At 63.2% G+C, this 22,397-nt stretch carries 23 protein-coding genes and 1 pseudogene; 14 read left to right on the forward strand and 10 right to left on the reverse strand.

The features are described from left to right. Nucleotides 1–197: 197 nt before the first annotated feature. Entirely contained in the window at nucleotides 198–1,121 is a 924-nt protein-coding gene (locus JF515_RS15595; RefSeq protein WP_203105390.1) for a hydroxymethylglutaryl-CoA lyase, read from the reverse strand. 168 nt (nucleotides 1,122–1,289) lie between these two features. Here JF515_RS15595 and JF515_RS15600 point away from each other — a divergent pair, with 168 nt between their 5' ends. From JF515_RS15600 to JF515_RS15615, 4 genes are all read left to right on the forward strand, one after another. Next, nucleotides 1,290–2,135: an esterase/lipase family protein gene (locus tag JF515_RS15600; RefSeq protein WP_203105391.1), complete on the forward strand. Its 846-nt coding sequence runs from the start codon at nucleotides 1,290–1,292 to the stop codon at nucleotides 2,133–2,135. 192 nt (nucleotides 2,136–2,327) lie between these two features. After that, entirely contained in the window at nucleotides 2,328–5,429 is a 3,102-nt protein-coding gene (locus JF515_RS15605; RefSeq protein WP_203105392.1) for an Ig-like domain-containing protein, read from the forward strand. A gap of 73 nt (nucleotides 5,430–5,502) precedes the next feature. Beyond that, nucleotides 5,503–5,952, forward strand: a complete 450-nt coding sequence (locus tag JF515_RS15610; RefSeq protein WP_203105393.1) for an OsmC family protein — start codon at nucleotides 5,503–5,505, stop codon at nucleotides 5,950–5,952. Between the two features lie 121 nt (nucleotides 5,953–6,073). Beyond that, nucleotides 6,074–7,213 (forward strand): acyl-CoA dehydrogenase family protein, encoded by a 1,140-nt coding sequence (locus JF515_RS15615; protein ID WP_203105394.1) that lies wholly within the window; start codon nucleotides 6,074–6,076, stop codon nucleotides 7,211–7,213. Nucleotides 7,214–7,219: 6 nt separating this feature from the next. Here JF515_RS15615 and JF515_RS15620 read toward each other — a convergent pair whose 3' ends face one another. After that, nucleotides 7,220–7,636 (reverse strand): PaaI family thioesterase, encoded by a 417-nt coding sequence (locus JF515_RS15620; RefSeq protein WP_203105395.1) that lies wholly within the window; start codon nucleotides 7,634–7,636, stop codon nucleotides 7,220–7,222. A 54-nt stretch (nucleotides 7,637–7,690) separates the two neighbouring features. On the opposite strand from JF515_RS15620, the gene JF515_RS19645 reads away from it, so the two are divergent. The 8 genes and pseudogenes from JF515_RS19645 to JF515_RS19735 form a co-directional block, all read left to right on the forward strand. Further along, nucleotides 7,691–8,287: a TetR/AcrR family transcriptional regulator gene (locus tag JF515_RS19645; RefSeq protein WP_203105396.1), complete on the forward strand. Its 597-nt coding sequence runs from the start codon at nucleotides 7,691–7,693 to the stop codon at nucleotides 8,285–8,287. A gap of 92 nt (nucleotides 8,288–8,379) precedes the next feature. After that, the gene (locus tag JF515_RS15630) at nucleotides 8,380–8,850 is read left to right on the forward strand and encodes a hypothetical protein (RefSeq protein ID WP_203105397.1); all 471 of its coding nucleotides are present in this window, start codon (nucleotides 8,380–8,382) and stop codon (nucleotides 8,848–8,850) included. A gap of 262 nt (nucleotides 8,851–9,112) precedes the next feature. Continuing rightward, nucleotides 9,113–9,322, forward strand: a complete 210-nt coding sequence (locus tag JF515_RS15635; protein ID WP_203105398.1) for a hypothetical protein — start codon at nucleotides 9,113–9,115, stop codon at nucleotides 9,320–9,322. 74 nt (nucleotides 9,323–9,396) lie between these two features. Next, a complete protein-coding gene (locus tag JF515_RS15640) occupies nucleotides 9,397–9,843 on the forward strand; it encodes a hypothetical protein (protein WP_203105399.1) in 447 nt (148 codons plus the stop codon). 363 nt (nucleotides 9,844–10,206) lie between these two features. Next, nucleotides 10,207–10,587: a hypothetical protein gene (locus JF515_RS15645; RefSeq protein WP_203105400.1), complete on the forward strand. Its 381-nt coding sequence runs from the start codon at nucleotides 10,207–10,209 to the stop codon at nucleotides 10,585–10,587. Nucleotides 10,588–10,670: 83 nt separating this feature from the next. After that, nucleotides 10,671–11,168, forward strand: coding sequence for a hypothetical protein (locus JF515_RS15650; protein WP_203105401.1), 498 nt, complete (start codon nucleotides 10,671–10,673; stop codon nucleotides 11,166–11,168). 614 nt (nucleotides 11,169–11,782) lie between these two features. Beyond that, nucleotides 11,783–12,121, forward strand: a complete 339-nt coding sequence (locus JF515_RS15655; RefSeq protein ID WP_203105402.1) for a DUF2834 domain-containing protein — start codon at nucleotides 11,783–11,785, stop codon at nucleotides 12,119–12,121. A 141-nt stretch (nucleotides 12,122–12,262) separates the two neighbouring features. Further along, nucleotides 12,263–12,350 (forward strand): annotated as a pseudogene (locus tag JF515_RS19735) (nucleotidyltransferase domain-containing protein); the annotation flags it as partial. 279 nt (nucleotides 12,351–12,629) lie between these two features. Here JF515_RS19735 and JF515_RS15665 read toward each other — a convergent pair. The 3 genes from JF515_RS15665 to JF515_RS15675 form a co-directional block, all read right to left on the reverse strand. Continuing rightward, nucleotides 12,630–12,962 (reverse strand): helix-turn-helix transcriptional regulator, encoded by a 333-nt coding sequence (locus JF515_RS15665; RefSeq protein ID WP_203105404.1) that lies wholly within the window; start codon nucleotides 12,960–12,962, stop codon nucleotides 12,630–12,632. Continuing rightward, nucleotides 12,946–13,293: a type II toxin-antitoxin system RelE/ParE family toxin gene (locus JF515_RS19740; protein ID WP_203105405.1), complete on the reverse strand. Its 348-nt coding sequence runs from the start codon at nucleotides 13,291–13,293 to the stop codon at nucleotides 12,946–12,948. The genes JF515_RS15665 and JF515_RS19740 overlap by 17 nt, the downstream gene beginning before the upstream one ends. A 95-nt stretch (nucleotides 13,294–13,388) precedes the next feature. Further along, nucleotides 13,389–14,054 carry a GntR family transcriptional regulator gene (locus JF515_RS15675; RefSeq protein WP_203105406.1) on the reverse strand — a complete coding sequence of 222 codons (666 nt, stop codon included), beginning with the start codon at nucleotides 14,052–14,054 and terminating at the stop codon, nucleotides 13,389–13,391. A gap of 192 nt (nucleotides 14,055–14,246) precedes the next feature. On the opposite strand from JF515_RS15675, the gene JF515_RS15680 reads away from it, so the two are divergent. Beyond that, nucleotides 14,247–15,395: an alkane 1-monooxygenase gene (locus JF515_RS15680; protein ID WP_203105407.1), complete on the forward strand. Its 1,149-nt coding sequence runs from the start codon at nucleotides 14,247–14,249 to the stop codon at nucleotides 15,393–15,395. A gap of 120 nt (nucleotides 15,396–15,515) precedes the next feature. Here JF515_RS15680 and JF515_RS15685 read toward each other — a convergent pair whose 3' ends face one another. From JF515_RS15685 to def, 5 genes are read right to left on the reverse strand one after another with little or no spacing between them, the layout of a single operon-like run. Next, nucleotides 15,516–16,967 carry a TrkH family potassium uptake protein gene (locus tag JF515_RS15685; RefSeq protein WP_203105408.1) on the reverse strand — a complete coding sequence of 484 codons (1,452 nt, stop codon included), beginning with the start codon at nucleotides 16,965–16,967 and terminating at the stop codon, nucleotides 15,516–15,518. A 10-nt stretch (nucleotides 16,968–16,977) separates the two neighbouring features. Then, the gene (gene trkA, locus JF515_RS15690) at nucleotides 16,978–18,354 is read right to left on the reverse strand and encodes a Trk system potassium transporter TrkA (protein WP_203105409.1); all 1,377 of its coding nucleotides are present in this window, start codon (nucleotides 18,352–18,354) and stop codon (nucleotides 16,978–16,980) included. Next, complete coding sequence (gene rsmB / locus JF515_RS15695; protein ID WP_203105410.1) at nucleotides 18,351–19,682, reverse strand: 16S rRNA (cytosine(967)-C(5))-methyltransferase RsmB; 1,332 nt, start codon at nucleotides 19,680–19,682, stop codon at nucleotides 18,351–18,353. The genes trkA and rsmB overlap by 4 nt, the downstream gene beginning before the upstream one ends. Beyond that, the gene (fmt, locus tag JF515_RS15700) at nucleotides 19,675–20,628 is read right to left on the reverse strand and encodes a methionyl-tRNA formyltransferase (protein ID WP_203105411.1); all 954 of its coding nucleotides are present in this window, start codon (nucleotides 20,626–20,628) and stop codon (nucleotides 19,675–19,677) included. Before fmt ends, rsmB begins: the two co-directional genes overlap by 8 nt. Beyond that, on the reverse strand, nucleotides 20,625–21,134 hold the full coding sequence (gene def, locus JF515_RS15705; RefSeq protein ID WP_203105412.1) for a peptide deformylase: 510 nt from the start codon (nucleotides 21,132–21,134) through the stop codon (nucleotides 20,625–20,627). The genes fmt and def overlap by 4 nt, the downstream gene beginning before the upstream one ends. A gap of 166 nt (nucleotides 21,135–21,300) precedes the next feature. On the opposite strand from def, the gene JF515_RS15710 reads away from it, so the two are divergent. Further along, nucleotides 21,301–22,374 carry a LysM peptidoglycan-binding domain-containing protein gene (locus tag JF515_RS15710; protein WP_203105413.1) on the forward strand — a complete coding sequence of 358 codons (1,074 nt, stop codon included), beginning with the start codon at nucleotides 21,301–21,303 and terminating at the stop codon, nucleotides 22,372–22,374. The last annotated feature ends 23 nt before the right edge of the window (nucleotides 22,375–22,397 follow it).

Raw genomic sequence — 22,397 nt, forward strand, 5'->3', positions numbered from 1 at the left:
GAGAAACAGCCCGGTGGTCCGATCTACGGCACAGGTTCAAGGACCTCAGGAGCGACTCGGGTTGCCACCGGGCTGACAGGGGATGGTAGCTAATCATCTCCCTGCGGAGAGACACAAGGCGCGACTTCAGTCGCGATAGGGAGGCGGTATCCTCCTTGATCGCGGCTGAAGCCGCTCGTACGGGGATGGGGGCGGCGCTACCACAGGCAAACGGTCTTGCCCTGTTTCTCCTGGGAATCCATCCACGAAAGAATGCGCCCGCCCAGCGGGCGCCCGGTGGCGTCGGCGGCCAGGGCGATGGCCTCGCGCAGGCCCTTTATATCAATGCCGGTCTTCAGGCCGACGCTTTCCAGCAGATAGACCAGATCCTCGGTGGCCATGTTGCCGGTGGCGCCGGGAGCGAACGGGCAGCCGCCCAGGCCGCCCAGGGAAGCGTCGAAGCGGCGCACGCCCAGGTCCGCCGCTTCCCAGGCCATGGCCGCCGCCAGGCCGCGGGTGTCGTGCAGGTGCACGTAGAACCGCTCGGCGCCGAAGTCGCGGATCAGCGGCCCCATGATGTCCTTCATCTGGCGCGGATTGCCGCCGCCGATGGTGTCGGCGATGGCCACCTCGTCACTGCCGGCGGCGAACATGCGCTCCGCCAGGGACTGGCTCAGGCTCACCGGTACCGGGCCGTCGTAGGGGCAGGCGAACGCGCCGGAAATGTAGGTGCGGGTGGCGACGCCGTCCTCCCGGGCCGCCGCCAGGATCGCCTCGCAGCTGGCCGCCGCCTGTTCCAGGCTCATGTTCAGGTTGCGCTGGTTGAAGGTGTCGGTGGTGGACAGCACCAGCGCCACCGTGGGGTAGCCCGCGTCGCGGGCCAGCTGGTAGCCCTTCAGGTTGGGCACCAGGGCGGTGTAACGCAGCTCCTCGCCGCGCGGCAGCCGTTCGGTGAGGGCGGCGGCGTCCGCCATTTGCGGCACCGCCTTGGGGCTGACGAAGCTCACCGGCTCCAGATAGCGAACGCCGGCGGCCACCAGGGCCTCGGCGATGCGCGCCTTGGTATCGGTGTCCACGGGGGCGGGCTGGTTCTGCAGGCCATCACGCAGGCCCACCTCGTTGATGATCGCGGTGTCGGTCATGGTGTATCCCGGTGCCTTGGAGGTCCCGCAGTGTGCCATGGCGGCGTCCGGGCGGCCACACTGGCCGGGGCCGGTCAATGGCCGCCGCTTGTTGTTATCGCAGCGGTACTCCGTTGAGTGCCGGCGGCGCTGCGGGTAGGGTCGGTGATCAAGGTACTGGAGGCCGTCATGTTCTGGATTTTGTCCGTTGTTCTGGTGGTGGTGGTGTTGATCCCCACCTACGTCACCCTGGCGTTCTATCTGGTCTGGCACTACGACCGGCGCAACTTCCCCGAGCCGGTGCTGGATCAGGCGCCGGCCACCCTGAAGGCCGGGCGCGTGCTGCGCGCCATGCTGCTGGAGGCCCTCAGCCTGACCTTTCTGGTGGCCACCTATCCGCTGCGGTTGATTCAGGACGCCTCGCCCAAGCGCGCCCGCGCCTGGGACCGGCCGCCGGTGGTGCTGATCCACGGCTACGGCGGTAACAGCGCTAATTTTCTGTGGATGCAGTGGCGCCTGCGGCGTTGGGGATTTCGCAACGTCTACGCGGTCAGTTACACGCCGCCGCACATCAATATGCGCAAGCTGTCCGGGCAGGTGGCCAGGCATGTGGAGCGCATACTGGAGCGCACCGGTGCCGACCAGGTGGACCTGGTGTGTCATTCCATGGGTGGCCCGCTGAGCCGCTACGCGATCAAGAACCTGGGCCTGGCCGGTCGGGTCCGCAAGGTCGTTACCCTGGGCAGCCCCCATTACGGATCGCGCATCGCCGCGCTGTTCCCGGCCCGGGGCGCCGCCGCCCAAATGCGCTACCGCAGCCCCTTCGTGCGGGAGCTGGCGGAAGAGGGCGAGTGCCCCGGTGGCGCCCGCTTCTTCTGCCTCTACTCGGACATGGACAACTTCGTGCTGCCCGCCGCCACCGCGGTGCTCGCGGACGCCGAGGAAAACCTGCACCTGCCCTACCTGGGGCACTGCTCCCTGCTCTATAGCCCCCGGGTGGCGCGGGCGGTGGCCGAACGTCTGCGCGCCGACTGAGGGCGCCGCTCCTCCCTCCCTGGCTCTCCCCTGTCGATTGTTGGCTTTTTGTAAGTGCGTGCACGGCGGGGTTTTCTGTCTCGAATAAAGTGGTACGTTAGTGCCACCAAGACCGTCCGGCATCCCGAGCACGGACCCCAGAACAAGAAACCGCCGTCCGGCGCCGCCGGCGTGGCGTTGGAGACAATAACCATGGCAAGGCACTCCTTCCCTCTCCCGGCCCTGTTGCTGATCACTGCTCTGGCGACTTTGAGCGCCTGTGGGGGTGGCGGCGACGGCGCCGCCGGCAACGACGCGGCGCCCCGCATTGGCGAGGACGGCGGCGAGGTGTTTTTCAGCTATCCCTACGACGGCCAGCAACGGGTGTCGCCGAACACGCCGCTGGTGTTGCGGCTGTCGGCGCCGGTGAGCGACCCCTCCGGCGGCGACCTGCTGCTCCAGGATGAACAGGGCAACCCGGTGCCACTGTCCGAGCCGGAGGTGGTAGGCGACGGACGCAGCCTGATGGTGCGTCCCGCCAATGGCCCGCTGCAGCCGGATACCCTTTACCGCCTGCGCCTCAACGGCCTGAGCGGCGACGATTTCTCTTTCGCTCTGCCCGGCGAGGGGATTCGTTTCCGCACCCGCTTCGAGCCACGGGGGCCCAACCAGGAACGGCGCCGCGAAGGACCGCTGCGGTTGGTGGAGATGAGCCCGGACGGCGAGCAACTGCCGGCCATGGATTTCGCCACCTGGCGCCTGCGTTTCAGCCGCCTCCTGGACACCCGCAGCCTGGTCTATGGGCAGTCGGTGCGTCTTACCCGGGGCAATGAACTGGTGCCGGCGGTGCTGCTGGCCCAGAACGATGCCATCAGCCTGGACCCGCGCCAGGATCTACAGCCCGGCGAGCGCTACACCCTGACCCTGGACGGCTCGATCCGCGCCTTTGATGGCACCACCCTGGGCGAAACCGTGGAGCGAAGCTGGGTGGCCCGGGATTCCCGGCCCCGCTCGGTGATGGTCCAGGACACGCCGGCGGGCAGCGACCGGCCGGATTCCTGCCACGCGGATGACGCCCGGCGGTCGTTGTTGTCCGGCGCGCCGCTCAACTGCGTGCCCATCGATGCCGTGCTGCTGGGCGACCGCGACGCCACCCAGCAAAGCGGCGATGTGTTCACCGAGCTGGCCTACCAGCCCAACTTCCCGCTGGTGTCGCCGCTGCGCATCGCCCGGGGCAGCCTGCTCCGGGGCAGCAACGTGAGCGTCAAGGTGGCCGGCACCGTACCCGCCGGCATCGAGACCGGCGACGTCACCGTGACCTTCCTGTCCGACGCCACCGGCTACCTGATGCCCAACCACTACAGCACCGACGACGACGCCCCCCGCCAGGTGCGCCTGTACGTGGACATGGCGATGACCGCCGAAAACCCGGAAGCCAACGGCGGCCTCAGCCAGACCCTGCTGCAGGTGGAGCTGGTGGGCCTGGTGCGCACCCGGGGCGCCAGCCTGATCATGGACGCGCTGGGAGTGGTGGAACCGGAGGTGCTGGGCCAGGAAACCGGGTTCGGTCTGCTCAGCCTGCACACCGAATCCTACCCGGACCAGATCGGCGCGCCGACGCCTATCCCCGACACGACCCCGCCGGTGCTGCAATCAATGACGCCGCTGATCAACCAGGATGGCCTGGCGCCCACCGTGAAACCCGGCGACCCGCTGGTGCTCAACTTCAGCGAGCCGCTGGACCCGGTCAGCGTGGAGCAGGCCCTGACCCTGACCCGGGCCGGCCAGGTGGAGCCGTTTGACTGGTCCCTGGACGGCGCCACCCTGGTGGTGCGCCCGCTCACCCCGCTGCGCCCCGGCGACCCGTACCAGGTCGCCCTGAATGACCGCGCCACCGATCTGGCCGACCCGCCCAACCCGCTGGTGCCGGTAAGCCGGGAGTTCCACTTGCCGGCGCTGGTGGGCGACCCGGTGGCGCCGGTGGCCACCACCACCTATCCCGGTTTCCCCTGCGCGGTGGACAAGACCACCTGGAACATCGCCGATGGAGACCATGGCGTCTGCCGGGGCGGCGGCGCCGACGATGATCACCTGCCGGTGTCGCGGCTGCCCGCCAAACGACCGATCCGCGTCACCTTCTCCCAGGACATCGACCCGGAATCGGTGATTCTCGGCCAGAGCTGCAATGAAGGCAGCTTCCGGGTCGAGCGCGTGGTGACCGACGCCAGCGGCGCGCCGGTGATCCGCAACGACGGCGATAAACGCAAATACGACTGCCAGACGGCGGTCCCCGGCCGCCTTGAAAAGAGCGCCCGCATCCTGACCTTCGTCCCCGACCGGCCCTGGGAGCCCGGCGTGGCCTACCGCTACAAGCTGCAATCGGTGAATCGAGCCTCCGGGCAGGCCGCCGACGACTGCCGCGGCGGCGAGGCGATCTGCTCCAGCGCCGGCATGCGCCTGCAAACCGCCCTGTTGGAAGCGCCCGAACCCGACTGGGGCGGCCCGGACATGGAGATCCATTTCCGGGGCGAACCCGCCCGCGAGGGCGTGTTCCAGGCGCTGGATAACCTGCCCAGCGCCGACGTCAACGGCAACGGCCGCTTCGACGACGGCGAACCGGGCTACATCGGTGGCCAGCCGGGCTTCAACACCACCCGCCTCCAGGTACTGGGCGGCAGCGCTCTGACCCAGAACCCGCGCCTGAGCTGCGGTACTCCCGAGGCCTGTGACATCCAGGTGGTGGGCGGTCTCAATTCGGAAGTACTCGGGCCTGGCGTCTACGACGACCCCTCCACGCCCGAGGAAGAGCGCATCCCCGGGGTAAGGGTGGCGCTGCATCCGACCCTGATCCTGGCCTCCTCGGTGACGGTCAAGGCGGATGTGTTGATCGAAGGCGGCATTCCCATCGAGAGCCCCACCGGCACCCAGGTAATGCGCATGCGCTACACCTGCGCCGCCGGCGATGGCGACGGCGCCTGCGGTGACAACGATGGCCTGATCCCCGGCTGGATTCTGGAAACCGAGGATGGCCCGGAATTCCGCGCCAAAGTGGACCTGTATCTCGACGCGCCCTACCTGGAAGCGCCCCTGGGCGGCGAGCACAACCAGCACAGCTACCCGCTGACCATGGATCTGGCCGGCCCGCTCACCTTCCTGCCCAACGGGCGCATGGCGATCCAGCAATACAACCGCAACCCGATTCCGGTGAACGTGGAACTGAGCAAACTGTTGCTGTTTCTCAGCGCCAGCATCAACCTCCAGATCCCGGAAGGGGCGGTGAAACTGCAGTATCTGGGCGTGCCGATAAAACGTTGACGCGGCTCAGTATTGCACCGCCAGGGAAGGCGTAGCATGGTGTCAGTGACAATCAGAAAAGGGGAGAGGCACCATGAGTGAATACGGCGCCACCGTGGCCTGGCATCTGGCTCCGGATGCCAGTTTCGACTACGACAGCTTCGACCGGTCCCATGAGTGGACCTTCGCCGGCGGTGAAGTGGTTCAGGCCTCCGCGTCACCGGAGTTCTTCGGCTCCGCAAACCGGGTCAATCCCGATGAGGCGGTGATCGCCGCCACCGCCAGTTGTCACATGCTCACCTTCCTGTCCATCGCCGCCAAGCAGCGCCTCAAGGTGCTCAGCTACGTGGACCGCCCCCAGGGCGTGGTGGAAAAGAACGAGGACGGGCGCATGGCGATCACCCGCATTGAGCTGCACCCCCGGGTGGTGTTCGACGCGGAGCCGGAACCGGCGGCCCTGAAGAAACTCCACGACGCCGCCCACCGCAACTGCTTCGTCGCCAACTCCCTGCGCGCCGAAGTGGTGGTTCAGCCCGACGACTGACCGCCCGCCCCGTGACCGGCCGGCCACGCCCGGTCGGCGACCGCGCGGCTCCGAGCCGCTAAACTGTCGCCTTCCCCGGCGGCCCGTCGCCGCTTTTCTGCCGTTGTAGAGAGGGCGCCCCATGCTTGATCAGAACGAAATCGACCTGTTCCGCGACAATGTCCGCAAGTTCCTGGAGAAGGAAGTGCAACCCCACTACGACCAGTGGGAAAAGGACGAAAAACTGCCCCGCGAACTCTGGAACCGGATGGGTGAGAACGGCCTGCTGTGCGTGGACGTGCCCGAGCAGTACGGCGGCTTCGGCGCCGACTTCCGGCTCTCCGCCGTGATGGTGGAAGAAGCCTCGCGCATGGGCTTCGGCGCCCTGGCCTCCAACCTCTCCGTGCATTCCGACATCGTTGCCCCCTACATCCTCCACCTGGGCACCGAGGAGCAAAAACAAACCTGGCTGCCGAAAATGGTCACCGGTGAAGCCGTGGGCTCCATCGGCATGACCGAACCCGGCGCCGGCTCCGACCTGCAAGGCATGAAAACCCGCGCCGAAAAAGACGGCGACGGCTATGTCATCAACGGCCAGAAAACCTTCATCACCAACGGCCAGCACTGCGACGTCATCGTGCTCGCCACCAAGACCGATCCCAACGCCGGCGCCAAGGGCGTCACCCTGTTCACCGTGGACGCCTCCCTGCCGGGCTTCTCCCGGGGCCGCAACCTGGAGAAGATGGGCCACCACGCCGCCGACACCTCCGAGCTGTTCTTCGAAAGCGTCAAAGTCGGCGCCGACCAGATCCTCGGCGGCGAAGGCAAAGGCTTCTTCAACCTGATGAACGAACTGCCCCGCGAACGCCTGATCCTGGCGCTGGGCGCCGTCGCCGCCTGCGAAGGCATGATCGACCGCACCGTCACCTACACCCAGGAGCGCCAGGCCTTCGGCCAATCGATCAGCAAATTCCAGAACACCCGCTTCGTGCTGGCGGACCTGCACGCCCAGGTCCAGGTCAACAAAGCCTTCTGCGCCCAATGCACCGACCAATACGACCGTGGCGAACTCAGCACCACCAACGCCTCCATCGCCAAACTCACCACCACCGAACTGCAAGGCAAGGTCGCCGACCAATGCCTGCAACTGTTCGGCGGCTACGGCTACATGAAGGAATACCCCATCTCCCGGGACTTCGTGGACGCCCGCATCCAGCGCATCTACGGCGGTACCAGCGAGATCATGAAGGAAATCATCGCCCGGGATATTCTCGGCCGCTGATCCGCCCTAAGCCGCCGGCGCCATGATGGTGCCCTGCGCCACGGCGCACAGGGTCTCGGCGCCGTCGTCGGCCACCGCGAACAGATCGCACCGGCATACCGCCGCCTGGCGGCCCGCGCTCTCCACCCGGGCGCGGGCCACCAGGGTGTCGCCCTTGGCCGCCTTCACGTAGTTGATCTTGAACTCCAGCGTCAGGCCGTCGCCGTACAGCGAACCACCGGCGAAGGTCAGGGCGTTGTCCGCCAGATAGCTGAGCACGCCGCCGTGGGGGCGACCGTGCTGTTGCAGGAACTCCGGTTTCAGCGCCAGGGAAAGCTGGGCCTCCCCCTCCACGAAACGATCCAGGCGCGTCCCCAGGAAACGGCTGAACGGCTGGGCCTCCAGCACGCGTTCACCCAGGGCCTGCAATTCTTGCGGTGTCATGGCAACCTCTAGGAAACAATCGGTTAGAATATAGTTCTAGAATAGGATTCTAGTATGAGCGAAGCAACCCCCATGCGGCACCGTCCCGGTGCCCGGGAGCGGGTGCTGGCGGCGGCCCTGGCCTGCGCCACCGAAAGCGGCATGGACGCGGTCACCATTGACGCCATCCGCGCCCGCAGCGGCGTCAGCGTGGGCAGCCTCTACCACCATTTCGGCGACAAACAGGGCGTGTTCACCGCCCTGTTCGTCGCCGGCGTGGAGCACTTCGGCGAAATCGCCATGGCCGCCATGGCCCGGGGCGACTCCGCCGAAGCAGGCCTGCGCGCCCTGGTCGGCGACTACCTGGAATGGATCGTGGCGCACCCGGACTGGGCCCGCTTCCTGCTCACCGCCCGCCCCCGCCTGGAAAGCCAGGCCGGCCCGCAGTTACGCGACGCCAACGGCCGCTACTTCACCGCCCTGAGCCACTGGCTCAACCGCTGGCCGGAAACCCGGCCCCTGGCCCGCCGCCCCGCCCTGGTGCTGGCGCTGGTATTCGGCCCGGTGGACTACCTCGCCCGCCCCTGGCTCGACGGCCTGATGCCCGCCAGCCCCCTGGAACACCGAGAAGCCCTGGCCGACGGCGTGGTGCGGGCCCTCCTGGGCCACTGAAGTCCACCAGTCGCACCCCCCAGATGGGGCATGCGCCCCGGTTCCGGAGCGCGGATTATCCGGCGTATACCTTCATCACAGGGGACGCCACCATGATCTTTTCATCTTCCCTCCAACGCGGCCTCGCCGCCCTGCTCCTCGCCACCCCGGTGGCCGCGCTCGCCGTCGGCCCCGGCGCCGGCTCGCAAAGCCAAAGCAACTTCCGCGTCGGCAACTGCCAGGTCAGCAACATGCAGGTCATCTATAAACTCGACAGCCTCATGGGCGAACCCACCGTCAGCGGCTCTTACAAATGGACTGGCAACGGCAACTGCTCGCTCCCGTCCTCCACCACCCTCTGGCTAAAAGTCGAAGACGGCCGCGGCGGCCGCGGCTACGTCCGGCTCTCGCCGGCCGTCCCCAAAGGCAACGCCGGCTTTGGCTACAACACCACCGGCTCCCCGGACTGGGACGAAGCCCTGTGTGGCTTCAACGGCAACCGCCGCACCAACTGCCTGCCGCCCAACGGCGCCAAAAACCTCTGGAAAAGCGGCCGCGTCACCGGCTTTAGCGTGACCTGGTAAATACCCGCCCCAGGCGGCAGACCTTCGGCCACCGCGCATAAGCGCGTGCGGTGCCGACACAAGAACGCGGCTTCGACCGCGTTTTTTGTGCTTTTGCGACAGGGCGTTATCCGGATTTGTCGAGCTTGGAGATTTCTGGTTTGATCTGAAGCCATTACATGCCGGTTTACAAGATATGACGCCCGCTCGTTCATTGGATATTCGAGCCGGCGTCCTAATACCTGTTATACAGCATTATGGAACTGGGAACTGAGGTTAATATATGGAAAGCGTTAAAGCCGATGCGGCTCTGTATCTGTTGACGGGGCTTCTTCAGCGTCTTGATGCTGAGCGCCCTGGCATGCTCCAGGAAATGATCGCGGGCGTTGAAGGTGATCGGGCAGCACTTCCAGAAAATATTGAGAACAGAGAGCATGTAGAGAAAATTTTTGAACAGGTATTGGAATTACTAACCCGCGCCAACACTGCATAACCAGTGCAGGCACGGCGACGCCCACTACATTGCGCCTTCGGCTCCATTCCGTGGGTGTGCATGCTGCAAGCGATATGCAGAAGATCAAAGGAAAAAATATGATGATAAAATACATGACAGTATTATTGGCGACGGTCCTTTCAGGGTGTGCAAGCATCGATTTCAATGCCGACGAAGACGGCGCGGTTTACTACGAGCCGGTTCCGTATCTTTTCTACGCTGTAACTGACAAATGTGTGAGTTCCGCAACTGCGGTGACATTGCCAGGCGAAAAAAGGCATCTAGACTTCAAGGCAGGGTATGGGTCTTCCAGCCTCTCTGCTGAGTTTGCGAACGGACTGCTGACTAAGGTTGGTCAAACCTCTGACTCAAATATCCCGGAAACCCTTACTTCAATAGGGACAGCGGGCATTATAAAATCAGAGGAAAGCTCCGCATGCGACCCCAAGGCAGTTTTATACCCGATTGAAAACGGCGTGCCGAATTTGAATGAACCATTGGATCTAAACCTTGGCCGGTAGCAGCCAAATATTTTGCTTGCGGTGTTATATCTAATGGGTTAGGGATGGCACGAGAAAAGAGGTGTAAGTACTGTTGGTGAGTTATTTTCATGGCTGTTGTCCTCCCGCCGGGGGAATGCAGGCGCCGTTGGGTTCCATTTAATGACCCGGAATTGACAAGCTGCCACCCGGATACTTGCGAGGGAAGTGCTAAGAAGTACGAGCTTTATTGCAATGACTGCATGGACTTTATCCCCGCCACCAGAAAGGAACAGTTGTTAGAAGAGTGTCCGGATTGCGGCAGTGATGATGTGGAGTAGATATAACAATGCCAAGCGTGCGACTAGCGCATGATGGTCGGCGTCAGCTGTATAAGGAGCAGTAATGAAACATGGAAAGGAAGCCTTAATTTTTTCTATAACGCTTTCGATAACCTCAGTGGCTTTTCTAATGGTCCCAATGGTAAAGGGGTCTTTGCCTTTTGACTCTTTATCCATACTGATTCAGGCGGCTATTTATTTCGTGCTTGCATTTTCTGGGTATTGGCTGGGCCAGTTAATTGCAGGAAAGAACATGGTGCTAAAGCCATTGTTCTGGATGGGGCCACTTACCTTTGTTCTTGCACACCAAGTATCAAAATTAACCAGCCTCTACGAAGTTGCACCATTCTTACACTTCCTTTTGGTTATATTAGTGGCATTCATCGTTGGTTGGCGGCTTCCTTTGTCGCCGGCTAATGAGGTCAATCTAAATGTCCGAAGTTAACCAAGGTGTTCAATGCGTTCGCGATCGCGCACCGGGGCGATAAAGTGTGTTTTAATAATTATTTCAACTATAAGGAGCTTGTTGTGAAGTCTATGTTGTCTCTTGGGGTTTTGAGCGCGGTGTTGCTGGTTTCAGGCTGTGTTGTTTCTGAGGAGGATCACCGTGAGTTGGCGGAGGAGCTCTATGCGGTTAAACAAGAGCTCCGTTCTACGCAGCAGGACCTTGGCCAGTTTCGTTATATGGCACTGGATCCGGCACTGGATTTTTCTCTGTCAGACGTGGAATTTAGCAATCCTGATGGTAAATACGACACACCAAAGGTGAAATTCAAGGCTAACCTGCGTCAAACAAACAGTGATTTCCCTCTGGATAATTATGATCTGCTGGTCGAGTTCTCGGTTCTTGGCCAAAACGGCCAAGAGATTAAAGAGTTCGCGATTAAGTCGACAGTAGAAAATGGCGTCCTGGCTTTGGCGGAAGACCATAAACTCTATGGCTTCAGAAGCAATAGCGTCGATGGGTTAACGTTGACCGTGAAGGCTTACAGCTGGTACCCGATTCGTCGGTTCGAGCCCAAATAATTGTTAAGTGGCGCGGAAATTGTCGCGGGAATCTGGGGCAGGAAAATTGGCAAGGTGGCTGTGCCAAAGCGGTTTCCGCGCTTGCGAACTATCCAATTCGTAAACGAGCATTGCTGTGCGGCTGGTTGGATATAGGCTTATAGGCAGTGGCGTAAATATACTGCCAATAAGAAATCCTGCTATGTCTGGTGTTAGGGAAAGGAATGAACGATATCGTAATTCTGCTGATCCCGTTCGTTTTCGTCGCCCTGGTTTTGGGTGCCTCTCTCATTAGTGGGTACCTGGAGGGGCGGAATCGATCTTCGGTTAAATTGATAAAGAAGGCTGGGATGAAATTTTACGCGGCTGGCAAGCAAGTTAAGTGCCTCCATTGCGGGGGCGAGTCATTCTCCAGTCGCCAGGTTCAACTGAACACCTGGTTTGCCACCTTCTTGAATCTTGATTGGCTGAACCGAAGGGTCACGATTCTGGAATGCACATCATGTGGTCAGATTCAGTGGTTTAGGCAAAAGCCAACGACCGAGAATGAGGAATGATGGGGTAACGAGCAGCGGCATTTCATGCCTCCCGGTACCGATGCTTAACTACGCTATGGCAAGCAGAGGGATATAAAGATGCCCGAATCGATCTATAAAGGAATGTTGGTTGTCGCTGCTCTTTTCTTCACGGCGTTCTTTGCTGTGACCGTTTTGCCACCGCTTTTTGAGAACCCCGATGTATGGGGCGCGTTCGCGGCGGGGTTTGTGAATCCTTATTCGAGTGGCTATTCGACGGATGTGCTTGTTTGTTGGGTTGTTCTTGCTGTCTGGGTGGCTTATGAAGCCAAGGCCCATGAAGTTAAAAAGGGGTGGGTTTGCCTGCTGCTCGGCATTGTGCCTGGAGTGGCGGTTGGGTTTGCGCTGTATCTGTTGCTTCGAGCAAAGCAGATCCGGGAATTCAAGCGCGATGCATGACGAGCTGATCAAATAGATTCCAACCGTGTCTTGCGGAAAAAACCGGTAGTAAGCGGCGCGAGGATATCCTGGCTTATATGGCAAATGCAGAGATGCCCGACGAAGCGAAGCAGGCACGGTTCGGCCGTTGAGGCTGCGCTTGGTGATTCGATCATCGGCATTTACCTGTTCGGCTCCGCCGTCGTGGGTGGTTTAAGGCGCGACAGTGACGTGGATGTCCTGGTCGCGATGATTGAGCCGCCTACCTTCGAGCAAAGAAGGGCCCTGATCTCTCGATGAGCGTACCCGGCGCGGTTGGGAATACTCGGGGCGTGTGGGCATTGGAGCTGACGGTGATCACGGTGTCCGAGGTCGCGCCTTGGCGATTTCCGCCTAAGGCCGAGTTTGTATACGGTGAATGGTTGCGAGAGGATTTTGACGCGCTTGTTGCCTATATGAAGAGATCGATTGAGGCGTGTCTGGTCGCCCCGTAGAGCAAAAGCTCTGCTGGTTGCCACTTGGTATTGGGCTAGGCTGCTCGGGGCTTGCCTGAAGAGATTACTTTGCCCACTTCCTCCGGTGAGGCTCCAAGCGCAAGCAATGATTTCATAAGCAGATCCAAGGAGACACTCGGGTCGCCAGCTTCCATTTTCGCAACGCGAGACTGACTGGATTTGATCAGCTTCGCCAGCTCGACCTGGCTCAGATTTTTCTTACGTCGACTCTCTTTGAGAGACTGGCTGAGCGCCAGTTTCATTTCAATGTAGGCGGATTCTTCTGGCGTGAGTTCCAGGAGCTCGTCCGCATCGCCAATTTTCCAGCCCTTTTCCTCGAGCTTCTTACGTTTATTCGCATGCATCATCATACATCCTGAATCTGGCCTTACATGTGTCGATTACCGTCTTCGGAGTTTTGCCGGTTTTCTTCTTAACAATATCCGCTATGACAATGGCATCCGTATCTATCCGGTAAAATATACGCCAGATCTTGTCGTCGTCCGTGATGCGAAGTTCGTGGCAATGAGCGCCTATGGAGGGCATGGGTCTGGAGTGCGGCATGGTCAGCGCTATACCGCGCTGCAGTTCACGCAGCAGATAGCCCGCCTCTAATCTGGCGGCGGCCGAGAAAGGCGGCGTCTTTACGTATCCATGTAGCCAGATCAGTGGCTTGTCCTTGGGGCTCATGTTCGACATAATATGTCAATTTCGACATGTCATCAAGCAGACTGAAGGCTGGGGAAGTAAAGGTGCTGATAGTTGGGCGCCCCGGTTCTTCGCCGCAAGGCCCGCTAAGCCGCGTAGCGCTTGGCCACCGCTCTGAGCACGATGCGGCACTGGTTGTCGCCGTATTCGCGGATGTCGGCGGCGGCTTGTTCCGGGTTGCGGCCGAGGACGTTCTCCAGCAGGCGCTGGAAGATGCGCAGGGAGCCGTCGAATTCCGTGGTTTCTTCCTGCAGGGCGATGTAGGAGAAGCGCTTGAGCAGGGGGACCAGGTCCTCGATGTCGGCGGCCAGGTAGCTGTTGTTGGCGAACCGCCGGGTGGCGAGCTCCACGAAGCGGAAGGCCACCTGGTGGGCGCCGGGCATGTCGTCGGCCTGATAGTGGCGCTCCAGTTCCGGCAGCATGGCGGCCAGGTCCTCGATCTGGCCGGGTTGCCAGTCCCGGGCGGCGCGGGCGGCCATGTGCGAGAGCAGCAGGAACAGGAAGTCATAGAGGTCGCGGACCTGGCTTTCGGTGACTTCGCAGACCCGCGCGCCCCGGCGCGGTTGCAGCTCGATCAGGTGTCGCTTCTCCAGCAGCCTGAAGGCCTCCCGAAGTGAGTTGGTACTCACATTCAGCTCTTTCGCCAAGTCCGTTTCCGGCAGCTTTTCCCCGGGGGCCAGTGCCCCGCGAATGATCCGCTCCGCCAGATGTTCGGCGATCTGCTCGCTCAAACTTACCGCTTTCAGCGACATCCTGACTCCTCCTTTGGGTGGTCATTATCCGTTGCCGGGGCTTCTATGTCACGAATTGAGTTGTTGGACAATTCAAGAAAGGGTGGTAACGTTGCCATCGAGGACTGATAAAGTCATGGGAGACCCGCGTCCGTCATACGATGAAAACAGGACGCACCGTTTACCCCGGGTCGCCGGGGAGGAGGCCAAACGATGTTCGCCACGATGCATTCCGACACCATGCTGAAAATAAAAAAATGGGGATATCTGGGGTTCTGGGCCCTGGTGTTGCCGCTGCTGCCGTTGAGTGCCTTTATCGGCCGGGAGGCTGGCACCCAGGATTACTGGGCCTGGTTCATCTACTTCGTGGTGTTCGGCGTCATTCCGGTGCTGGACTACCTGATCGGCAAGGACCCTTCCAACCCGGACGAACAGGTACAGGTGCCTTCGCTCAGTCAGGAGCGTTTCTACACCGGGTCCCTGTTCTTGATGGGGTTCATTTGGTTGGGCGCCCTGTTTTTCGGTGGCTGGGTGTTCGTGAACAACGATTATTCCTGGCTGGGCAAGCTGGGCTGGATCGTATCCATGGGCACCGTGGGTGGCATCATCGCCATCAACCTGGGCCACGAGTTCGTGCACAAGGATCCCAAGCTGGAAAACTGGATGGGCGGTCTGCTGCTGTCGTCGGTGACCTATGCGGGCTTCAAGGTGGAGCACGTGCGCGGCCACCATGTGCATGTGTCCACGCCGGAGGACGCGTCTTCCTCACAGTACAATCAGGGGCTCTATGCGTTCCTGCCCCACGCGTTCAAGCACAACTTTCTGAACGCCTGGCGGCTGGAAAAGCAGTACCTGGAGCGCAAGGGTAAGAAAAACCTGAGCATCCACAATGAGCTGATCTGGTGGTACGGCATCTCGGCGCTGTTCGCGGTGGCCTTCGGCGTCCTGTTCGGCTGGCAGGGCGTGTTGTTCTTCTGCGCCCAGAGTTTCGTGGCCGCCTTCACCCTGGAAGTGATCAACTACGTCGAGCACTACGGTCTGCACCGTCGGGTCAAGGATAATGGCCGCTATGAGCGGGTGACGCCGGCGCACAGCTGGAACTCCAACTACCTGCTTACCAACCTGGCGCTGTTCCAGTTGCAGAGGCATAGCGACCACCACGCCTACGCCAAGCGCCGCTACCAGGTGCTGCGCCATTATGAAGAGAGCCCGCAGCTGCCCGGTGGTTACGCGGCCATGTACGTGCTGGCGCTGTTCCCGCCGCTGTGGAAGAAGGTGATGAACCCGCGGGTGGAAGCTTACTACCAGGGCGAGATGGACCAGCTGTTCCGCGACAGCCGCCGGGTGAACAACATCGCCTGATCCGGTATCGGGCCCCGGGGGGGGGAGATGTTGTAGGAGCGACTTTAGTCGCGATGCCGTCGGCACGGCCTTTGATCGCGACTGAAGTCGCTCCTACAGTCCTACGGCACTAGCCGGTTCCTATTGCTTCCAGAACAGGGGCGTGAACAGCACCAGGAAGGTGAAGATCTCCAGACGGCCGAGCAGCATCAGCAGGGTCATCATCCACTTGGCTTCCGGGGTGATGTTGGCGAAGCCGCCGCCCACCTGGCCGATGCCCACGCCCAGGTTGTTCATGGAGGCGGCCACGGCGCTCACCGCCGTGGTCAGGTCCATGCCGGTGACGGTGAACAGCAGGGTGAAGATCACCGCGATGGTGATGTAAACGCCGACGAATCCCCACACCGCCTGCAGTACCCGGTCGTTGACCACGTGCTTGCCGAAGCGCAGGGCGAACACCCCGTTCGGGTAGATCAGGCGGCGCAGCTCACGCAGGCTGTGGCGGGCGATCAGCGCGGCGCGTACCACCTTCATGCCCGCCGCCGTGGAGCCGGCGCAACCGCCGATGAAGCTGGTGAAGATCAGCAGGTAGGGAATGTAACCGGGCCAGGCGGCGGCGTTGGTGCTGGTCAGCCCGGTGCCGGTGCCGAAAGACGCTACCTGGAAGGCGGCGTGCCGGGCGGCCTGATCCGGGTGGTCGTGAATGTGGAAGAACATCAGGCCGATGCCCACCAGGGCGATGTACATCAGCATCAGCCCCATGAAGAAGCGGAATTCCGGGTCCTGCACATAGGTGAGCAGGGAGCGGCCGCGCCAGGCGGCGAAATGCAACGCGAAGTTCATGCCGCCGATCAGCATGAAGATCACCCCCACCCAGTCGATGGCGGCCTTGTCCCAGTACGCCATGGCGGCGTCGTGGGTGGAGAAGCCGCCGGTGGAGACGGTGCTGAAGCTGTGGCAGACGGCGTCGAACAGGCTCATGCCGGCGGCCCAGTAGGCCAGGGCGCAGGCCACGGTGATCGCCAGGTACACGTACCACAGTGCCTTGGCGGTTTCGGCGATGCGTGGGGTGAGCTTGGCCTCTTTCATGGGGCCGGGGATTTCCGCCTTGTAGAGCTGCATGCCACCGATGCCCAGCATCGGCAGGATCGCCACCGCCAGCACGATGACGCCCATGCCGCCCAGCCATTGCAGCTGCTGGCGGTAGAACAGCATCGATTTGGGCAACTCGTCGATGCCGGAAAGGATGGTGGCGCCGGTGGTGGTCAGGCCGGACACGGACTCGAACACGGCGTCGGTGAAGCCCACCGGCACGGCGTCGGAAATCAGCATGGGCAGGGCGCCGATCACCCCCAGCACCGACCAGAACAGGGTCACCACCAGGAAGCCGTCGCGGGCCTGCAGCTCGGCACGGTGGCGGAAGAACGGCAACCACAGCATCAGGCCGAGCAGCATGGAGATGGAAAACGAGGTCAGGAAGGGGCCTTCGCTGCCGTCGCCGTAATAGAACGCCACGGCTACCGGCGGCATCATGGTGAAGCTGAACACCACCAGCAGCAGGCCGAGGATTTTCGAGATCAGCGCGAAGTGCATCCCCGGCGTCCTAGAAGAAGGTGAACCCGACCTGGAACAGTTTTTCCACATCCCGGGTACGGCGTTTGTCGATCAGGAACAGAATCACGTGGTCGTTGGGCTCGATCACCAGATCGTCGTGGGCGATCAGTACCTTTTCGCCACGCACGATGGCGCCGATGGTGGTGCCCTCCGGCAGGTCGATGTCCTCGATGGCGCGGCCCACCACCTTGGAGGACTTGGCGTCGCCGTGGGCGATCGCCTCGATGGCTTCCGCCGCGCCACGCCGCAGGGAGTAGACGTTGACCACGTCGCCCCGGCGTACATGGGTGAGCAGGCTGCCGATGGTGGATTGCTGCGGTGAAATGGCGATGTCGATGTCGTGGCCCTGTACCAGATCCACGTAGGCCGGGTTGGCGATCAGTGTCATCACCTTGCGCGCGCCCAGGCGCTTGGCCAGCAGCGAGGCCATGATGTTGGCTTCGTCGTCGTTGGTGAGCGCGCAGAACACGTCGGTGTTCTCGATGTTGGCCTTGAGCAGCTCGTCGCGGTCGGTGCCGAGCCCCTGCAGCACCACGGTGTGGTTGAGCCGCTCGCCGAGCCACTCGGCGCGTTTCGGCGAGCGCTCGATGAGCTTGACGTTGTAGCGGTGCTGGATGCTCTTGGCCAGCCGGTAGCCGATGTTGCCGCCGCCGGCGATCAGGATGCGCTTGTAGTTGTGCTCCAGGCGGCGCAGCTCGCTCATCACCGCGCGGATGTCGTTCTTGGCGGCGATGAAGAACACCTCGTCGTCCGCCTCGATCACCGTGTTGCCTTCCGGGATGATCGGCCGGTTGCGGCGGAAGATGGCCGCCACCCGGGTGTCCACGTTGGGCATGTGCTTGCGAAGTTCGCGCAGCTCGTTGCCCACCAGCGGGCCGCCGTAGTAAGCACGCACCGCCACCAGCTGCACCCGGCCGGTGGCGAAGTTCACCACCTGCAGGGCGCCGGGGTGTTCGATCAGGCGCTTGATGTAGTCGGTGACCACCTGCTCCGGGCTGATGATCACGTCGATGGGGATGGCGCTTTCGTTGAACAGCTTGTCGGCGCGGCTGGTGTAGTAGGCGGTACGGATGCGGGCGATCTTGGTGGGGGTGCGGAACAGGGTGTAGGCCACCTGGCAGGCGACCATGTTCACTTCGTCGGAGTTGGTCACCGCGATCAGCATGTCGGCGTCTTCGGCGCCGGCGTCCTTGAGCACCCAGGGGTAGCAGCCCATCCCCTGCACGGTGCCGATGTCGAGGCGGTCGCCCAGTTCCCGCAGCCGTTCGCCGTCAATGTCGATGACGGTGATGTCGTTGCGTTCCCCCGCCAGGTTCTCCGCCAGGGTGCCGCCGACCTGGCCGGCCCCCAGAATGATGATCTTCATCGATCGCCTTCTTGTTCATCAGGTCCCGGCGCTTCGTGCTTGCGCAGGCAAGCCAGGTAAAAGCCGTCCGGCCCGTTCTCGCGGGGCAGCAGTTGCCAGCCCGCTTCCACCGCCGGCGCCGCGGGCGGCCGCTCGGTGAGGTCGGCGGCGTCCGGCGTGCGCGCCAGGAACGCCGCTACCTGGCGGTCGTTCTCCTCGCGCAGGACCGAACAGGTGGCGTACACCAGCCGGCCACCGGGCCGCAGAAGCGGCCATAGTGCATCCAGCATGCGCGCTTGTAAATCCACCAGCGGTGGCAGGTCGGCGCGACGCCGGTGCCATTTCACGTCCGGCTGGCGGCGCAGGATGCCGGTGGCGGAGCAGGGGGCGTCCAGCAGGATGGCGTCGAAGGGCTCGCCATCCCACCATTGCGATGGCTCGGCGGCATCGCCGACCCGGGGTTCGGCATCCACGCCGAGCCGTGCCAGGGTCTCGCGCACCCGCTCCAGGCGCGCCGGTACCTGGTCCAGGGCCACCACCCGGGCATCGGGGAAGGCTTCCAGAATCTGGCCGGTCTTGCCGCCGGGGGCGGCGCAGGCGTCCAGCACCCGCCCGCCGGGCGGCACCGCCAGGCATTCCGCCGGCAGTTGCGCCGCCTCGTCCTGCACCGAAAAAGCACCGGTGTCGAAGCCGGGCAGCGCCGTCACCGGCCGGGGCGGTGTCAGGTAGAGGCTCCAAGGCGCCAGCTCGCTGGGTCGGGCGCCCTCGCCCAGCGCCGCGCGGGCCTGGTCGCGGTCGTGCCGCCGACGGTTCACACGCAGGGTGAACGGCGGCGGCGTCAGGCTCGCCCGGGCCATGTCGTCGGCCTGCTCCGGCCAATCCTCCTGGAACTGCCGCCACAGCCAGTCCGGCAGGGAGCTGGCCACCGCCGGCGGGTAGCCGGCGAAGGCGGTGGCCGCGTCCAGGCGGCTGGCCTTGCGCAGCAGCGCGTTGGTCAGGCCGCTGGCCCAGCCGGCCTTGAGGCGCCGGCACAGCTCCGGGTAGGCGTTCACCACGGCGTGCTGGGGGCGCTCCGTGAACCACAGTTCGTAAAGCCCGCACAGCAGCGCCAGCCGTACCGGCTGCGCCTTGGCCTTGATCGGCTTATCGAGCTGGTCGTTGAGCCATTGATTGAGCGGGCGCAAATACCGGCACACGCCGAAGCACAGGTCGCGGGTCAGGCCGCCGGCGCTGCCGTCGGGAACGCCCCGGCGCAGTACTTCGCGCAGGCTGGCGCCATCGCCCTGGCCGGGCAGCACGCGGTTGAGGGCGCGTACCGCCGCCAGGCGGGGGTCCGGGCTTTCAGCCAAGGAAGGCTCCTGGTTGGAACAAGTCGGGATGGCCACGGCGGATTTCCGCCACGGTCAGGGGTTTCTTGCCGGGCAACTGCAGCCGGGTGAGGCGCACGGCGCCATCGCCGCAGGCCACGATCAGGCCCTCGTCGCTCACCGTGAGGATGCGCCCCGGCTCGGCGTCGTCCACGTCCCCGTGGGCTTCCTCGGCGTCCCACAGGCGCAGCGGCTGGCCGTCCAGCTCCACCCAGGCCACCGGCCAGGGGTTGAAGGCGCGCACCCGGTTAACGATGCCCCGGGCAGGCAGCCCGAAGTCCACCCGGGCGCCGGCCTTGCTCAGCTTGCTGGCGTAGGTCATGCCCTCGTCCGGCTGTGGTTCGGCGCGCTCGAGATAACCGGGCAGGTCGTCGAGCACGGTGCCCAGCAGCCGGGCGCCCTGGGCGGCGAGCCGGTCGTGCAGCTCGCCGCCGGTCTCCCGCTCGCCGATGGGCAGGGCCTCGCTGAGCAGCATGGGGCCGGTGTCCAGGCCGGCGTCCATCTTCATGATGGTGTTGCCGGTCTCGGCGTCGCCGGCCAGGATCGCCCACTGGATCGGCGCCGCGCCGCGCCAGCGCGGCAGCAGCGAGCCGTGCACGTTGACGCAGGCCAGGCGTGGCAGGTCGAGCACCGCCTGGGGGATGATCAGGCCGTAGGCCACCACGATCAGGGCGTCCAGCTCCAGCTCGGCGATTTGCCGCTGGATCGCCTCGTCCTTCAAGGATTCCGGTTGCCAGACCGGCAGGTCGTTGGCCAGCGCCAGCTTCTTCACCGGGCTCTGCACGACTTTCTTGCCGCGCCCGGCGCCCCGGTCGGGCTGGGTGAGCACGGCGGCGATGTCATGGGGACCGTCGATCAGGGCTTGCAGGCTGGCGGCGGCGAAATCCGGGGTGCCGGCGAACGCGATGCGCAGAGGTGAACTGCTCATCCGGCGTTCTGACGGTGGATTTTCTGAAGTTTCTTCTTGATCCGGTCGCGTTTGAGCCGCGACACGTAATCGACGAACAGCTTGCCGTCCAGATGATCGATCTCGTGCTGGATGCAGGTGGCCAGCAGGCCGTCGGTGACGATCTCGAAGGGTTCGCCGTTCCGGTCCAGGGCATTGATGCGCACCTTGGCCGGGCGCTCCACCTTCTCATAGAAGCCGGGTACCGACAGGCAGCCCTCCTCGTAGGGGGCCAGGTCCTCGGTGAGCGGGGTGATCTCCGGGTTGATGAACACCTGGGGCTGGTCCCGCTCCTCGGACACGTCGATCACCAGCACGCGCTGGTGCACGTTCACCTGGGTGGCCGCCAGACCGATCCCGGACGCGTCGTACATGGTCTCGATCATGTCGTCGATCAGTTTGCGAAGCGCGTCATCCACCTGCTCCACCGGTTTTGCTACGGTGCGGAGTCGTGGGTCGGGAAATTCCAATATCTCCAGCTTGGCCATGGGGCTCCTGCGTCTCTTCCAACTGCTTGCCAGCTACTTGTGAAGCTGCTTTAAATTTGGTTGCTAAATCTATGATCGCGTTGCTAATATCCGGTGACGACTGTGTTCGATCCGGGGGTGCGTCCGCCTTGTCGCGGATGCCGATAATCATAAAAGGAATCCGCTGATGATGAAATCGCTGCAGCGAATCCTGTGCCTGGGGGCACTGCTGCTGGCGTCGCTGGCCGCGGCCGACAGCATTCAGCTTCGTGACGGTCATCCCGACGTCTACTACGTCAAGAAGGGCGATACCCTCTGGGATATCAGCGCTCGCTTCCTCGAGAACCCCTGGCAGTGGCCGGAACTCTGGCACGACAACCCGGAGATCGACAACCCGCATTTGATCTACCCCGGCGATGAAATCCGCCTGCTCTGGCAGGATGGCGAGCCGCGCCTGGCCTTGCGCCGGGACGGCAACAGCCGCGCCAAGCTGCCCGATGGCACCATCAAGCTGAGCCCGCGCGCCCGGGAACTGGACCGCGACAGCGCCATCCCCGCCATTCCCATGAGCGCCATTCAGAGCTACCTCAAGGAAGCGCTGGTGGTGACCCGCGAGGAGATCACCTCCGCCCCCTATGTGGTGGGCGGCCAGGATCGCCGGGTGGTTTACGGCATGGGCGACACCGTCTACGCCCGCGACCCGGAGAACCAGTTCGAGAACGCCCCGCCCCGCTACGGCATCTACCGGGTGGGCGAGGAATACGTGGACCCGGAAACCGACGAGGTGCTGGGCTACGAGGCTCGCCAGATCGGCCTGGCCAGCATCACCGGCCACGAGGACGACATGGTGACCATGGAGGTGGTGCGCTCCTCCGAGGACATCCGCGTTGATGACCGGCTGTTCCCGCAACCGGACCGCCGGGTGCGCGCGGTGCTCTACCCCCACGCGCCGGACGAGAAGACCACCGGCCACATCATCCGCTTCTTCGACCGCATCAACAGCGTCGCCCGCAACGACGTGGTGGTGATCAACCTGGGCGAGCGCGAAGGCATGGAGGCCGGCCATGTGCTGGATATCTTCCAGCAGGGCGAACTGGTGCGCGACCGTCAGCGTGACGAAATGGTGCGCCTGCCGCGCACCCGTTCCGGCAGCATGGTGCTGTTCCGGGTCTACGAAAAAGTCAGCTACGGCCTGATCATGGAATCCCTCCGCCCGATCTACATGAAGGACATCGTGGAGAGCCCGGAGGGCAGTTACTGATACCGCGACTGACATCGCTTCAA

Source organism: Alloalcanivorax marinus (genome assembly GCF_016785095.1).
GTDB classification, from domain to species: domain Bacteria; phylum Pseudomonadota; class Gammaproteobacteria; order Pseudomonadales; family Alcanivoracaceae; genus Alloalcanivorax; species Alloalcanivorax marinus_A.